The following is a 13,541-nucleotide window of genomic DNA, read 5'->3' as shown; positions in this document are numbered from 1 at the left end:
CTACGACTTCGACCGCCCGCATGCGCGGCGCCGCCAACGGCAAGATCAAGGAATACATCTTCGCCTGGGAAGGCAAGGACAAGACCGGCAAGACCGTGCGCGGCGAGATGCGCGCCGGCGGCGAAACCATCGTCAACGTGACCCTGCGCCGCCAGGGCATCATGATGACGAAGATTAAAAAGAAGGCCTACCGCAGCGGCAAGAAGATCCAGGACAAGGACCTGACCCTGTTCACGCGCCAGCTGGCCACGATGATGAAGGCCGGCGTGCCGCTGCTGCAGGCCTTCGACATCGTCGGCAAGGGCCACGCCAACCCGTCGATGTCGCGCCTGATCATGGACCTGCGCGCCGACATCGAGACGGGCACGAGCCTGAACAACGCCTTCCGCAAATACCCGCTGTACTTCGACCCGCTGTTCTGCAACCTGGTGGGCGCCGGCGAACAGGCCGGTATCCTGGAAGACCTGCTCACGCGCCTGGCCATCTACAAGGAAAAGACGCTGGCGCTGAAGTCGAAGATCAAGTCGGCGCTGATGTACCCGACCTCGATCATCGCGATCGCCTTCATCGTCACGGCCGTCATCATGATCTGGGTGGTCCCCGCGTTCAAGTCCGTGTTCTCCAGCTTCGGCGCCGACCTGCCCGCCCCGACCCTCATCGTGATGGGCATCTCCGACTTCGTCGTGGCCTGGTGGTACGTCATCTTCGGCGGCCTGTTCGCCGGCCTGTACTTCTTCTTCCAGGCCTGGCGCCGCTCGCTGAAGGTGCAGCAGGCGATGGACCGCTTCCTGCTGCGCGTGCCCGTCTTCGGCGACGTGATCCGCAAGGCGACCATCGCGCGCTGGACCCGCACGCTGTCGACCATGTTCGCCGCCGGCGTGCCGCTGGTCGAGGCGCTGGACTCCGTCGGCGGCGCCTCCGGCAACGCCGTCTACCTCGACGCCACGAAGAAGATCCAGAACGAAGTCAGCACCGGCACGAGCCTGACGGTGGCGATGCAGAACGCGAACGTGTTCCCGAACATGGTCACGCAGATGGTCTCGGTCGGCGAGGAATCGGGCGCGCTGGACGGCATGCTGGGCAAGGTGGCGGATTTCTATGAAGAAGAAGTCGACGAGGCCGTCGCCGCGCTGTCGTCGCTGATGGAGCCCCTCATCATGGTGGTGCTGGGGGTGCTGATCGGCGGGCTGGTGATCGCCATGTATCTGCCGATCTTCAAGCTGGGGTCGGTGGTCGGCTGATGCGGAGCGGCCCGGGCGCCGCTTCCGCCGCCGGCAGGCGCGTGCGCCCGCCGGCACCCGTCACAGGAAGGTACCCGCCTGCAGGTCGGCGTACGCGCGCCGGATCCCGTCCATGCTGCCGGCCACGAACGGCCCGTGCGCCACGACGTCCTCGGCGATCGGTTCGCCGCTGTAGGCGACGATGCGCACCGGGCCGCCGCTCCGGACCGCCAACGCCGTCGGCGTGGCCGCGACGGCCAGGCGCAGCACGTCGCCCGCCGCCACGGCCCGTCCGCCGATGTCGGCGGCGCCGGAGACCACGTACAGGAACGTACGCCCCGGCGGCAGCACGGTCTCGATCGACCCGCCCCCGTCGGATGCGATGTCGCGCAGCGTCATCGGATACCGGCTCCATGCTCCCGGCGCGCCTTCGCCATACACGCGCACCGTCATGCCGTCGCCATCTTCTACCCTGGCCTGCGCGCGGCGCTGGTCGCGCGAGCCGGGCGGCGCGGCGCGCAAGGCTTCGGGCAGGTTCAGCCACAACTGCAGCGCATGGACCGTCGTGCCGTTCGCGGGACGCCCGCCATGGACGATGCCGCTGCCGGCCGTCATCCATTGCACGTCGCCAGGCAGCGACACGCCACGGTTCCCCAGGTGGTCCCCATGTTCGAGTTCGCCGGACAGCACGAACGTGACCGTCTCGAGGCCGCGGTGCGGATGGTCGTGGTAGCCGTCCTGGGGTTCGATGAAGTCTTCCACCAGCAGCACGAAGGGCGAATTGGCGCGCAGGTCGTCCGGCGCGATCACCTCCCGGTTGAGGACGCCCGGACCGAGCGGCCGTTCGCGTCCGACGCGCGTGACGCGCTCGATGCGCGCGGGCGCAATGGGGGTCTCGGGGCGGGGGGATTGCGGCAACATCATGGCTCCTCCATGGCAAATGGTCGGTCATGCGCTCCCGGCGCTGCGGCGGGGGCTGGACTAGAATAGGAACGCATGATTGAAACCACAAGAGGGCACAAATTTGTTACCCGGTCGAACCCACGTTCCGCACGACTGCCGCATCGTCGCCGACGTGCTCGCCAGGATCGGCGACAAGTGGTCCGTGTTTGCCGTGATGCTGCTCGGGGAACGCGACTACCGCTTCGCGGAACTGCAGCGCGCCATGGGCGGCATCTCGAAGCGCATGCTCAGCCTGACGCTCAAGCGCCTGGAGCGTGACGGACTGCTGGTGCGCACGACATTCGACACGGTGCCGCCTGCCGTGTCGTATGCGCTGTCGCCACTGGGCCGCTCGCTGCATGGGGCGGTCGAGGCGCTCGGCCATTGGGCTGTCGACAACCACCTGGCCATCGCCGCGGCACGGGTCCGCTTCGACGCAGGCGCGCCGGCATCCGGCGTCAGCGCGGAAACCGCAGCGTAAATACCGCTGCCTCCCCTGCCTTGCTGTCCACGCTGGCCCGTCCGCCATGCAACGCCATGATCGCCCGCACGATCGCCAGCCCCAGGCCGGACGACGTGCCCGACGCCCTGGCCGGATCCGCCCGGTAGTAGCGCTCGAACAGCCGCTCGGCATGATCCTGGGGAATGCCGTCCCCGCTGTTTTCCACCGATAGCGCCAGCCATGACCCTTCCTCGCGCGCCGCCATGCGGATGCGGCCGCCCTCGGGCGTGTGCGCCACCGCATTCGACATCAGGTTGTTGACGGCGCGGCGCAGCAGCACCGGGTCGGCATTCAGCGCAAGGCCGGGCGCCACGTCCAGCTGTACCGTCACGCCCTTGTCCTCGGCCAGCATCTCGAAGTAGTCGCGGATGTTCGCCAGCTCCGCTGCCAGGTCCAGGCGGTCGCGGTGCACGGCCAGCTGGGCGTTGTCGGCGCGGGCGAGGAACAGCGTGTTCTCGATCATGCGCGACAGGCGCTCGTATTCCTCGATGTTCGATGCGAGCAGCGCCTGGTATTCCTCGGCCGGGCGCTCGCGCGACAGCGCCACCTGGGTCTGCATCATCAGCGCGTTCACGGGCGTGCGCATGTCGTGCGCGAGGTCGGCGGCGAAGCCGGACAGGCGCTGCACGCCTTCTTCGAGGCGGTCCAGCATGGCGTTGAAGGCGATCGACAGCTCGCGCAGTTCCGCCGGCACGGCGTCCAGCGACAGGCGCGTGGTCAGGCGCTGGGCGTTGATGTCGTTGGCCTTGGCGACCATGCCGTGCAGCGGGCGCAGGCCGCGCCGCACGGCGACGAAGCCCAGCAGCGTGGCGACGACGGCGCCGGCGGCCAGCGCGCCGAGCAGGTCGAGGGCGTAGCGCTTCAGGATCGCGAGGCGGTCCGAGCGCACGCGCGCCAGCGTCACGTGCAGCACGTCCTTGCCGCTGGCGGCCTGCATCGACAGCAGGCGCGCGGGGTGGGCGGGGTCCTCGAACATGCCGATGTCGGCGGTTCCCGGCACGCGGTCGGGCGGCACGACGGGCGGCAGCGCGGACCGGGGGACGTGGCGGTTCGGCATCGTGGTGGCCAGCACCCTGCCGTCGGGCGACGCCACTTCCATCATGACGCCGTCCTGCCCCATCGCGCGCCCGAGCACGGCCTGCATCTGGCGCGGCATGCGCTCGTCGGGCGGCAGCGTGCGCAGCATCTCGCGCACGAGGGCCGCCTTGTTCAGCAGGTCCGTGTCGTCGCGCCGGCCCATCTGCATGGCGAGCGTCTGGTACAGGTAGGCGCCGACGGCGACGAACACGGCGGCGGCGATGGCCGCGAACAGCAGGCCGAGACGCAGCGCGATCGACATGGGACTGCGGGGCCGCTGCGCCATCAGCCGCGCGCCTCCATCACATAGCCCATGCCGCGCACGGTGTGGATCAGCTTCTGCGGATACGCGTCGTCGACCTTGGCGCGCAGGCGCTTCACGGCGACGTCGACGACGTTGGTGTCGGAATCGAAGTTCATGTCCCACACCTGCGAGGAGATCAGGGAGCGCGACAGCACTTCTCCCTGGCGCCGCGCCAGCAGTTGCAGCAGCGCGTATTCCTTGGGCGTGAGGTCGATGCGGTCGCCGGCGCGCACCACGCGGTGGCGCAGAACGTCGATTTCCAGGTCCGCCACCTTCAGCACGTCCGGCTCGCGCACGGGGGCGCGGCGCAGCAGCGTGCGGATGCGCGCCACCAGTTCGGCGAACGCGAACGGTTTCACGAGGTAGTCGTCGGCGCCCAGTTCCAGGCCGCGCACGCGGTCCGGGATTTCGTCGCGCGCCGTCAGCAGCAGCACGGGCACCTGCTTCTGCTCGCGCAGCTTCTGCAGCACGGACCAGCCGTCCATCTTCGGCAGCATCACGTCCAGCAAGACCAGGTCGTAGTCCTGTTCCAGCGCCTGGTGCAGGCCGTCCGGACCCGTGCGCGCCAGGTCCGCCGTGAAGCCGGATTCGCGCAGGCCCTTGTGCAGGTAGTCGCCCGTCTTGGGCTCGTCTTCGACAATCAGTATGTGCATGGCATTTCTCCTGGCGGTCATTGTGCCGCAGTTCGATCCGGGCGGGGATGACAATTCGGACAGTGGGCTGTCACCGAATTGTCATTCGTCCGTCACCCGCGCGTCAGCGGCGCCTGCCTAGACTGCAGCCATGCCACCGCGGAGACATCCCCATGAAGAAGATCCACGCCACGCTGCTGGCACTGTGCGTCGCCTCGGCGGCCGGTGCCCAGGAGATGCACGGTATGCAGGACATGCACGCCATGCACCATGAAGAAACGCCAGCGCCGAAAGCCTTCGTCGCCAGCAGCGACAAGCCGTTCGCGCAGCTGATGGACGAGGCCATGGCCATCATGGACCGCGACATGCAGGCCGCGCCGATGAACGGCCATCCGGACCACGACTTCGTGACGATGATGCTGCCGCACCACCAGGGCGCCATCGACATGGCCAAGGCCGTGCTGCTGAGCACGAAGGACCCCGAATTGCGCAACCTGGCGCTCGGCATCATCGCCGAGCAGCAAAACGAGATCAACGTGATGCAGGCCTGGCTGCAGCGCCACCCCGACCACAAGGAGAAACCATGAAGAAGGTCGTCCACCTGCTGGCGCTGGCCGGCATCGTCGGGGCCGCGCAATCCGCGCTGGCCCTGCCCTCGCCCACGGACCGCGTCTACACGGCCGACCAGAACACGAATACGGTGTCCGTGTTCGATCCGTCGACCAACAAGCTGCTTGGCCAGATCAAGCTGGGGAACGGGCGTCCGGACGTGCTCTCCCCGCTGTACCGCGGCGAGATCAACGTGCACGGCATGGGCTACTCGCCCGACCACAAGACCCTCGTCGTCATCTCGAACGGCTCCAACTCCGCCACCTTCATCGACACGGCGACCAACAAGGTCAAGGGCAAGACCTACGTCGGCCGCTCGCCGCACGAAGGCTTCTTCACGGCGGACGGCAAGGAGGTCTGGGTCGTCGTGCGCGGCGAGGACTATATCTCCGTGATCGACCCGAACACGTTCAAGGAAACCCGGCGCATCCAGACGGCCGTGGGCCCGGGCATGGTGCAGTTCATGCCGGACGGGAAGCTGGCCTTCGCCGTCTCCAGCTTCACGCCGCAGGTCGACGTGATCGACGTCGCTTCGCACAAGGTCGTCAACAGCATCCCCGTCGTAAGCCCATTCTCGCCCTTCCTGCAGTTCACGCCGGACTTCAAGGAGATGTGGATGACGCACAAGGACGTGGGCAAGGTCACGCGCATCGACACCCGCACGCAGAAGGTGGTGGGCGTGATCGACACGGGCTTCATCACCAACCACCTGGCCTTCGCCACGGTCAAGGGCAAGGTGTATGCCTACGTCTCGGTCGGCGGCGAGAATTGCGTCAAGGTCTACACGACCGACAAGGAAGCGAAGCTGGTCGCGACGATCCCGACCGGCGCCCTGCCGCACGGCGTCTGGACGGCGGACGACAGCAGCCGCGTCTACGTCGGCCTGGAAAACGGCGACGGCATGCAGGTGATCGACCCGGCCGTCAACAAGGTGGTCGCCACGGTCGGCGGCGGCCAGGCGCCGCAGGCGCTGATCTACCTGTCGCACGTGGCCGCGCCGGGCAGTGCGGAAAACCTGGTGCCGCGCGTGAACCAGGACTCCGTCAACGTCCCGTTGAAACCCGTGCACGACAAAGGGAAAGGATTCATCGTGGCGCGCCAGCTGGGCGTCGTCGATGCGCTGGAAGTGTCCGTCTACCAGCTCAAGCCGAACACGGACTACAGCGTGTACCTGGGCGGCGCGCAGGCCGGTTCGCTGCACACGGACGCCAAGGGCATGGCCAACGGCACCATGATCGGGCCCGTGCGCACCTTTGCGCAGGCCGGGCAGGCGGAGCAGATGCCGGCCAGCGCGAGGGTGCTGGTGATGGAAGGGACGACGGCGCCGGATGCGGGCGCTGCGGTGCTGACCAATTGACGCCGTCGCCCCTGGACTGACGCCGTCTCGCCCCTGAGCTGACGCCGTCGCCCCTGCGAAGGCAGGGGCCCAATTTTTGCAAGAGCCGCCGAAACGCGAACAAAATTGGGTCCCCGCCTTCGCGGGGACGACGTTGCTTAGGCCAGTTTGTCCAGCGTGATCGGCAAGTCCCTCACCCTGCGCCCGCAAGCGTTGTAGATCGCATTCGCGATCGCCGCGCCCGTGCCCGTGATGCCGATTTCTCCGATGCCCCGCGCGCCCATCGGCGCGTGCGGATCGGGGATGTCGGTCCACATGACGTCGATCTCGGGCACGTCCAGGTGCACCGGCACGTGGTACTCGGCCAGGCTCGGGTTCATGATGCGGCCCATGCGCCCGTCGAACTCCGTTTCCTCCATCAGCGCCAGGCCCATGCCCATGATCATCCCGCCGCGGAACTGGCTCGCGGCGGTCTTCGGATTGATGATGCGGCCGCAGTCGAAGGAACCGAGCAGGCGCGCCACGCGCGGCTCGCCGGTGATGGCGTTCACGCGCGCTTCGCAGAAGATGGCGCCGAACGAATGCATCGACCAGTGCCGGGTCTCCAGCGGCGGCGGCGCTTCCGCCTCGACGACGATCTCGTCGCGGCCCGCATCGTCCAGCAGCATGGCGTAGCTGACGAAGCGCTGCGGCTCGGCGGTCTTGCACAGGCCGCCGTCGCGCGCATGGACCTCGTCCACGCCCAGGCCGTGCAGCGGCGATCCCTTCGGCGCCAGCGCCAGCAATTCCTTGGCCAGCGCCTCCCACGCCACCTTCACCGCAAAGCCGACCGATGCCGTCTGCTGCGAGCCTCCCGCCAGGATCACGCCGGGGAAGGCCGAGTCGCCGTAGGCAAAGTGCACGCGCTCCAGCGGCAGGCCCAGGCGCTGCGCCGCGATCATCGCGTGCGTGGTCGCGGTACCCATGCCCATCTCGTGCGCCGCCGCCTCGACGTAGGCGTCGCCATCCTTCGTCAGGCGGATGCGTGCGGCGCCGCCCGGCATGCGGTAGTACGGATACGTGGCGGTGGCGCAGCCCAGGCCGACGAGCCACTCGCCTTCGCGCCGCATGCCCGGGCCCTGGCGTCCGCTCCAGCCGAAGCGCTCGGCGCCGCTGCGGTAGGCCTCGACGAGATGGCGCGACGAGAACGGCGTGCCCTCGGTCGGGTCCTTGTCCGGCTCGTTGCGGATGCGCAGCGCGATGGGGTCCATGCCCAGCTTGTCGGCCAGTTCGTCGACGGCGGACTCCAGGGCGAAGGTGCCGACCGCCTCGCCCGGCGCCCGCATGAAGGTATTGGCCAGGGTATCCATCTTGACCGTCGCCACGTTCAGCTTGATGCTGTCGGCGGCGTAGACGCACTTGGCCGGCATGATGAACGGTTCGGGCATCTGGTTATGGTCGGTCATGACCGAGATGCCGGTATGGATCAGCGCCTGGAAGCGGCCGTCGCTGGCCGCGCCGATGGCGACGCGCTGCTCGGTGAGGGAGCGTCCGCCGACGACGCGGTACACGCCTTCGCGCGAGAGCATCATGCGCACCGGCCTGCCGGCCAGCTTGGCCGCCGCCGCCGCCAGCACCTGGTGCTGCCACAAGGCCTTGCTGCCGAAGCCGCCGCCGACGAAGGGCGAGCTGACGTGGACTTGCTCCTCGCGGATGCCGAACACCTGCGCCAGCGACCATGCCGTGTGCGCCACCGCCTGGCTGGCGTCGTGGATGGTCAGCTCGTCGCCGTTCCAGGCCACGGTGGCCGCATGCAGCTCGATCGGGTTGTGGTTCTGGGCAGGGGTCGTGTAGACGGCGTCGACGCTGACGGGCGCCTTGGCCAGCAGGCTGTCGGCGTCGCCGATTTCCACCTTCAGCGGCTCGCCCATGAAGCTGGCATCCTCGATGCCCCTGGCCTTGGCCGCGTCCAGCGTGGTGGTCGCTCCCTCCGTCAGGTAGGTCACGCGGACCAGCGACCTGGCATGGTCGGCCTGCTCCTGCGTTTCGGCCAGCACCAGCGCGACGGGCTGGCCGTTCCAGTGCACGCTGCCGTCCTGGAAGATCGGCAGCGCGTCGCCGCCGCCCGCCTTGGGCGCGGTCAGGAACAGGGGCAGCGGTTTCATCTTCGGAGCGTTCTCGTGCGTCATCACGAGCACGACGCCGGGCGCCGTCTCGGCGCGGCCCGTGTCGAGGGTGGCGATGCGGCCCCTGGGCACGGTGCTGTAGACGAGGGCCGCGTAGACCATGTTCTCGAGCCGGATCTCGGCGGCGAACGGCGCCTGCCCCTTCACTTTCAAGGGGCCGTCGACACGGGAGACGGGCTTGCCGATGTAGCCGTCGCGCTGCTCGATCAATGGGTCCGGCTCGCCGCCGGGCATCCAGCCGTCGGGGGCCATCTCGACGGCCTTCTTCATCACTTTCTGCGCGGTTTCCTGAATGACGTTGCTCATGGCTGGCCTCCATTCGGTCCTTTTGCAGCCAGCCCGGCCAGCACCGCCACGATGGTGCGCTCGGCCAGGCCGATCTTGAATGCGTTGTCGTGCAGTGCGCGCGCGTCGGCCAGCTCGGCTGCGGCGGCGGCACGGAAACTGTCCTCGACGGCAGGCTGGCCGCGCAGCGCCGCTTCCAGCTTCCAGGCGCGCCACGGCTTGTGGGCGACGCCGCCCAGCGCCAGGCGCACGTCCTTCACCACGCCGTCGGCGACGTCGAGCATCGCGGCCACCGACAGCAGCGCAAACGCATAGCTGGAGCGGTCGCGCACCTTGCGGTAGGCGGCGCGGCCGGCATAGGCCAGCGGCGGCAGCGCGATCGCGGTGATCAATTCGCCCGGCGCCAGCACCGTGTCCAGCTCCGGATGGTCTTCCGGCAGGCGGTGCAGGTCGGTCAAGGCCAGCGTGCGCGTGCCGTTCGCCCCTTCCAGGCGCACGGTGGCGCCCAGCGCCGCCAGCGCCACGCACATGTCGGACGGGTGCACGGCCACGCAGGCGTCGGAGGCGCCCAGGATCGCATGCATGCGGTTGAAGCCGTCGATGGCGTCGCAGCCCTGGCCGGGCGAGCGCTTGTTGCAGCGGGCGCCGTCGTCGTCATAGAAATACGTGCAGCGGGTGCGCTGCAGGATGTTGCCGCCGACGGTGGCCATGTTGCGGATCTGGGCCGAAGCGCCGGACACGATGGCGCGCGCCAGCACCGGAAAGCGGCTGCGCACGGCCGGATGCGCGGCCACGGCCGTGTTCTTGGCGGCCGCGCCGATCACGATGCCGCCGTCGGGACGCTCCTCGATGGCGTCGGACAGGCCCGTGACGTCGACCAGGGAAGCCGGATGCTCGATCGTCTCGCGCAACAGGTCGACCAGGTTGGTGCCGCCGCCCAGGTATTTCGCGTCGGGCATGGCGCCCATGCGGATGGCCTCGGCGGCGCTGGCGGCGCGCGCATAGGTAAATGGAATCATTGCGCACCCCGCTGCTGGTGGTGCACCTGGATGGCGGCGACGATGCCGTTGTAGGCGCCGCAGCGGCACAGGTTGCCGCTCATGCGTTCGCGCAGCTCGTCGTGCGTGAGTGCGATGTCCTCGTCTTCGAGGTCCTCCGTGACGTTGCTGGGCACGCCGCGCTGCAGCTCGCCCTGCATGCCGATGGCCGAACAGATCTGCCCCGGCGTACAGTAGCCGCACTGGAAGCCATCGTGCTCGACGAAGGCCTGCTGCAGCGGATGCAGCTGGCCGTCGGCGGCCAGGCCCTCGATCGAGAGCACCGAACGGCCGGCATACTGGACGGCCAGCGCCAGGCAGGACAGGATGCGCTCGCCGTCGACGAGCACGGTGCAGGCGCCGCAAGCGCCCTGGTTGCAGCCCTTCTTGGTGCCGGACAGGTGCAGGTGCTCGCGCAGCAGGTCGAGCAGTGAGACGCGCGGGTCGGCCGGCAGGGCGACGTCCGATCCGTTGATATTGATGGTCATAGGCATGACGAACATCCTTTGTGCGAATTGATCAATGGAAAGAATTTTCTTTCCGAAAACACTTTCTATTTGGAATCTTTATATTGCGATTAACATATGGAGCAGCATAGGGTATCGTCGCGTCGCGTTAAATGACATGCCGGTACTTTTCGATTTTTTGCCTATTCCTGTCATGCGCAATCAATCCGGGCCGAACCGAAAACCAGCTCGGTTGTCGTGCCGGCGCCGCGAAGAGGCCCGCAAACGGGGTGAATCCGCCTACAATAGGTTGATTCAAAGAATCACTCTCATCCATTCATTCCATGCCCCTGGACTCCCTGCTCTTTGCCGCTCCCGCCACCCTGTCCGTCACCCTCGTCGCCGGCCTGCTGGGCCTGCTGATCGGCAGCTTCCTGAACGTGGTCGTGCACCGCCTGCCGATCATGGCGCAGCGCGAACTGGAGAACTACATCGCCCACGAGGCCGGCAAGGAATTGCCGCATCAGGACCGCTTCAACCTGATGGTGCCGCGCTCGCGCTGCCCCCACTGCGGCCACCAGATCGGCGCGCTGGAAAACATCCCCGTGGTCAGCTGGCTGGCCCTGCGCGGCAAGTGCAAGGCGTGCAAGGCGCCGATCTCGGCCCGCTATCCGCTGGTGGAACTGGCGACGGGCGTGCTGTCGGCGCTGCTGGTCTGGCGCCTCGGTTCGGGCGCGATGGGGCTGGCGGCGCTACCCTTCGCCTGGCTGCTGATCGCCATGACGCTGATCGACTACGACACCAAGACGCTGCCGGACGACCTGACCTATCCGCTGCTGTGGCTGGGCTTGCTGGTCAACCTGGGCGGTACCTTCGTGCCCCTGCGCGACGCCGTGATCGGCGCGATGGCCGGCTACCTGGCGCTGTGGTCCGTCTACTGGCTGTTCAAGCTCGCCACGGGCAAGGAAGGCATGGGCTACGGCGACTTCAAGCTGCTGGCCGCGCTGGGCGCCTGGCTCGGCTGGGCGATGCTGCCGACGATCATCATCCTGTCCTCGGTGGTCGGGGCCGTGGTCGGCATCGGCCTGATCGTGTTCGCCAAGCGCGCGCGCGACAACCCGATTCCGTTCGGACCGTATCTCGCGGCGGCTGGTATCATCGCACTCCTGTACGGATTACCGCTCACCCGCTACGCGCAGGGCCTGCTCGTCTGATCGTCGCGCGGTCCGGGCGCCGGCTCCAGGATCGCATGGACACACCAGACCAACACACGGCCGCGCCCGTTTCACGATTTGCCGTCGGCCTCACCGGCGGCATCGGCTGCGGCAAGACCACGGTGGCCGACCTGTTCGCCGCGCGCGGCGCGACGGTCATCGACACCGACCAGATCGCCCACTCCCTCACCGCCCCGCACGGCGCCGCCATGCCCGCCCTGCTCGCCGAATTCGGTCCCGAATTCGCGACGCCGGACGGCGCCCTGGACCGGACCCGCATGCGCGCCCTCGTGTTTGCCGATCCCGGCGCCCGGCAGCGGCTGGAAGCGATCCTGCACCCGCGCATCCGCGAGGCGACGGCCGCGGCCGCCCTGATCGCCACCGGTCCTTACACGATCTTCGTCGTGCCCCTGCTGATCGAGTCCGGCACCTGGCGCGAGCGCGTCGCGCGCATCCTGGCGATCGATTGCCCCGAAGAAGTGCAAGTGGCCCGCGTGATGGCCAGGAACGGCCTGGCGGAGGCCCAGGTGCGCGCCATCATGGCGGCCCAGGTCAGCCGCGGCGAGCGCCTGGCGGCGGCCGATGACGTGGTCCTCAACGATGACGGCCTGGCAGCGCTGGTGCCCCAGGTGGACCGGCTGCACGCCGCGTATATGGTCGAAGCGGAAAAACTGGCGGCACGGGCGAACGAGCGTTTGTAATTTTTTGCATCATGGTTCAGAATGCGAAAAGTTGCTCGCAAGCCTGGTATCCCACATTCAAAGGAATGTCATTTTGATCGTCTATGAATACCCCTTCAACGAGCGCATACGCACGTTGTTGCGGCTGGAGGACTTGTACGAGAAGTTCAAGTTCTTCGTGAAGCAGGAGCATCCCCTGCAGCACCATGTCGCCCTCGCGACGATCTTCGACATGCTGGAAGTGGCAGGCCGGGCCGACCTCAAGTCCGACCTGCTGCAGGAACTGGAGCGCCAGAAGCAGAGCCTGCTGGCCTACCGCAGCAATCCGGCCGTTGCCGCCGAGACCCTCGACGCCGTCCTGTCCGAACTGGACGCCGTCAGCAAGGAACTCGTGACGGCCCAGGGCAAGACGGGCCAGAACGTGCGCGACAACGAATGGCTGATGAGCATCCGCGGCCGCACCGTCATGCCGGGCGGCGCCTGCGAATTCGACCTGCCCTCCTACCACGCCTGGCAACGCCGCCCCGCCGAGCAGCGCCAGGCCGATATCCAGGGCTGGTTCGCCCCCCTGGCTCCCGTCTGCGACGCGCTGTCGCTGGTGCTGCGCCTGCTGCGCAATTCCGGCACGCCCGTGTCCATGAAGGCCGCGTCCGGCAGCTACCAGCAAATGCTGCAAGGCAAGGTCTACCAGATGCTGCGCCTGTCCGTGGACGAGGCCAGCGGCGCGATTCCCGAGATCTCCGCCAATAAATACATGCTGTGGGTGCGCTTCACGACCCAGGGCGGCGACCTGAAGCCGAAGCCCCTGGAAGAAGACGTGCCCTTCGAACTCACCCTCTGCAATTTCTGATTCAAGATTCTGGAAACACTATGACCGTCGTATCCTGCCCGACCTGCGGCAAGAAGGTCGAATGGACGGAGGCGAACAAGTTCCGCCCCTTCTGTTCCGAACGCTGCAAGCAAATCGACCTGGGCGCCTGGGCCGAAGAAAAGTACACGATTCCCGGTGCGCCGCCTGGCGATGGGCACGACGAGCAGGTAGACAAGGAATAGCACCGTCGCCCCTGCGCAGGCAGGGGCCCAATGTTGCGG

General features: G+C 67.7%; 14 protein-coding genes. 8 read left to right on the top strand and 6 right to left on the bottom strand.

The window, feature by feature from the left end:
* Positions 1 to 20: 20 nt before the first annotated feature.
* Positions 21 to 1,241, top strand: a complete 1,221-nt coding sequence (locus ACI1V7_RS10155) for a type II secretion system F family protein (RefSeq protein ID WP_404532506.1) — start codon at positions 21 to 23, stop codon at positions 1,239 to 1,241.
* Between the two features lie 60 nt (positions 1,242 to 1,301).
* Here the strand turns inward: ACI1V7_RS10155 and ACI1V7_RS10150 are convergent, their stop codons facing one another.
* Positions 1,302 to 2,144 carry a pirin family protein gene (locus tag ACI1V7_RS10150; RefSeq protein WP_404531640.1) on the bottom strand — a complete coding sequence of 281 codons (843 nt, stop codon included), beginning with the start codon at positions 2,142 to 2,144 and terminating at the stop codon, positions 1,302 to 1,304.
* A 100-nt stretch (positions 2,145 to 2,244) separates the two neighbouring features.
* On the opposite strand from ACI1V7_RS10150, the gene ACI1V7_RS10145 reads away from it, so the two are divergent.
* The gene (locus ACI1V7_RS10145) at positions 2,245 to 2,643 is read left to right on the top strand and encodes a winged helix-turn-helix transcriptional regulator (RefSeq protein ID WP_404531639.1); all 399 of its coding nucleotides are present in this window, start codon (positions 2,245 to 2,247) and stop codon (positions 2,641 to 2,643) included.
* Here the strand turns inward: ACI1V7_RS10145 and ACI1V7_RS10140 are convergent.
* A complete protein-coding gene (locus tag ACI1V7_RS10140; RefSeq protein ID WP_404531638.1) occupies positions 2,621 to 4,027 on the bottom strand; it encodes a heavy metal sensor histidine kinase in 1,407 nt (468 codons plus the stop codon). The genes ACI1V7_RS10145 and ACI1V7_RS10140 overlap by 23 nt on opposite strands.
* The gene (locus ACI1V7_RS10135; RefSeq protein ID WP_404531637.1) at positions 4,027 to 4,698 is read right to left on the bottom strand and encodes a heavy metal response regulator transcription factor; all 672 of its coding nucleotides are present in this window, start codon (positions 4,696 to 4,698) and stop codon (positions 4,027 to 4,029) included. The genes ACI1V7_RS10140 and ACI1V7_RS10135 overlap by 1 nt, the downstream gene beginning before the upstream one ends.
* Before the next feature lie 152 nt (positions 4,699 to 4,850).
* On the opposite strand from ACI1V7_RS10135, the gene ACI1V7_RS10130 reads away from it, so the two are divergent.
* Entirely contained in the window at positions 4,851 to 5,264 is a 414-nt protein-coding gene (locus tag ACI1V7_RS10130; RefSeq protein ID WP_489672316.1) for a DUF305 domain-containing protein, read from the top strand.
* Entirely contained in the window at positions 5,261 to 6,643 is a 1,383-nt protein-coding gene (locus ACI1V7_RS10125; RefSeq protein ID WP_404531636.1) for a YncE family protein, read from the top strand. Before ACI1V7_RS10130 ends, ACI1V7_RS10125 begins: the two co-directional genes overlap by 4 nt.
* Positions 6,644 to 6,780: 137 nt before the next feature.
* Here ACI1V7_RS10125 and ACI1V7_RS10120 read toward each other — a convergent pair whose 3' ends face one another.
* From ACI1V7_RS10120 to ACI1V7_RS10110, 3 genes are read right to left on the bottom strand one after another with little or no spacing between them, the layout of a single operon-like run.
* Positions 6,781 to 9,093, bottom strand: a complete 2,313-nt coding sequence (locus ACI1V7_RS10120) for a xanthine dehydrogenase family protein molybdopterin-binding subunit (RefSeq protein ID WP_404531635.1) — start codon at positions 9,091 to 9,093, stop codon at positions 6,781 to 6,783.
* Positions 9,090 to 10,091, bottom strand: a complete 1,002-nt coding sequence (locus tag ACI1V7_RS10115) for an FAD binding domain-containing protein (protein WP_404531634.1) — start codon at positions 10,089 to 10,091, stop codon at positions 9,090 to 9,092. Before ACI1V7_RS10115 ends, ACI1V7_RS10120 begins: the two co-directional genes overlap by 4 nt.
* On the bottom strand, positions 10,088 to 10,603 hold the full coding sequence (locus ACI1V7_RS10110; protein WP_404531633.1) for a 2Fe-2S iron-sulfur cluster-binding protein: 516 nt from the start codon (positions 10,601 to 10,603) through the stop codon (positions 10,088 to 10,090). The genes ACI1V7_RS10115 and ACI1V7_RS10110 overlap by 4 nt, the downstream gene beginning before the upstream one ends.
* A 296-nt stretch (positions 10,604 to 10,899) precedes the next feature.
* Between ACI1V7_RS10110 and ACI1V7_RS10105 the strand changes: the two genes are divergently transcribed.
* The 4 genes from ACI1V7_RS10105 (at position 10,900) to yacG (ending at position 13,502) form a co-directional block, all read left to right on the top strand.
* The gene (locus ACI1V7_RS10105) at positions 10,900 to 11,769 is read left to right on the top strand and encodes a prepilin peptidase (protein WP_404531632.1); all 870 of its coding nucleotides are present in this window, start codon (positions 10,900 to 10,902) and stop codon (positions 11,767 to 11,769) included.
* Between the two features lie 35 nt (positions 11,770 to 11,804).
* Positions 11,805 to 12,470 (top strand): dephospho-CoA kinase, encoded by a 666-nt coding sequence (gene coaE, locus ACI1V7_RS10100; protein ID WP_404531631.1) that lies wholly within the window; start codon positions 11,805 to 11,807, stop codon positions 12,468 to 12,470.
* Between the two features lie 73 nt (positions 12,471 to 12,543).
* Positions 12,544 to 13,299, top strand: a complete 756-nt coding sequence (gene zapD / locus ACI1V7_RS10095) for a cell division protein ZapD (protein ID WP_404531630.1) — start codon at positions 12,544 to 12,546, stop codon at positions 13,297 to 13,299.
* Between the two features lie 20 nt (positions 13,300 to 13,319).
* Positions 13,320 to 13,502 carry a DNA gyrase inhibitor YacG gene (gene yacG, locus ACI1V7_RS10090; RefSeq protein ID WP_404531629.1) on the top strand — a complete coding sequence of 61 codons (183 nt, stop codon included), beginning with the start codon at positions 13,320 to 13,322 and terminating at the stop codon, positions 13,500 to 13,502.
* The last annotated feature ends 39 nt before the right edge of the window (positions 13,503 to 13,541 follow it).

This window comes from Massilia paldalensis (assembly GCF_044901715.1).
Lineage (GTDB): Bacteria > Pseudomonadota > Gammaproteobacteria > Burkholderiales > Burkholderiaceae_D > Telluria > Telluria paldalensis.
The sequence above is the reverse complement of the archived record's forward strand: the minus strand, read 5'-3'. Positions and strand labels throughout refer to the sequence as shown.

Excerpts from the sequence above, each read along its gene's own strand:
- ACI1V7_RS10120 (WP_404531635.1), bottom strand. The coding sequence starts at position 9,093 with ATGAGCAACGTCATTCAGGAAACCGCGCAGAAAGTGATGAAGAAGGCC.
- ACI1V7_RS10105 (WP_404531632.1), top strand. The coding sequence starts at position 10,900 with ATGCCCCTGGACTCCCTGCTCTTTGCCGCTCCCGCCACCCTGTCCGTC.
- coaE (WP_404531631.1), top strand. The coding sequence starts at position 11,805 with ATGGACACACCAGACCAACACACGGCCGCGCCCGTTTCACGATTTGCC.
- yacG (WP_404531629.1), top strand. The coding sequence starts at position 13,320 with ATGACCGTCGTATCCTGCCCGACCTGCGGCAAGAAGGTCGAATGGACG.
- ACI1V7_RS10150 (WP_404531640.1), bottom strand. The coding sequence starts at position 2,144 with ATGATGTTGCCGCAATCCCCCCGCCCCGAGACCCCCATTGCGCCCGCG.
- ACI1V7_RS10110 (WP_404531633.1), bottom strand. The coding sequence starts at position 10,603 with ATGCCTATGACCATCAATATCAACGGATCGGACGTCGCCCTGCCGGCC.
- ACI1V7_RS10155 (WP_404532506.1), top strand. The coding sequence starts at position 21 with ATGCGCGGCGCCGCCAACGGCAAGATCAAGGAATACATCTTCGCCTGG.
- ACI1V7_RS10135 (WP_404531637.1), bottom strand. The coding sequence starts at position 4,698 with ATGCACATACTGATTGTCGAAGACGAGCCCAAGACGGGCGACTACCTG.
- ACI1V7_RS10130 (WP_489672316.1), top strand. The coding sequence starts at position 4,851 with ATGAAGAAGATCCACGCCACGCTGCTGGCACTGTGCGTCGCCTCGGCG.
- ACI1V7_RS10140 (WP_404531638.1), bottom strand. The coding sequence starts at position 4,027 with ATGGCGCAGCGGCCCCGCAGTCCCATGTCGATCGCGCTGCGTCTCGGC.
- ACI1V7_RS10125 (WP_404531636.1), top strand. The coding sequence starts at position 5,261 with ATGAAGAAGGTCGTCCACCTGCTGGCGCTGGCCGGCATCGTCGGGGCC.
- ACI1V7_RS10115 (WP_404531634.1), bottom strand. The coding sequence starts at position 10,091 with ATGATTCCATTTACCTATGCGCGCGCCGCCAGCGCCGCCGAGGCCATC.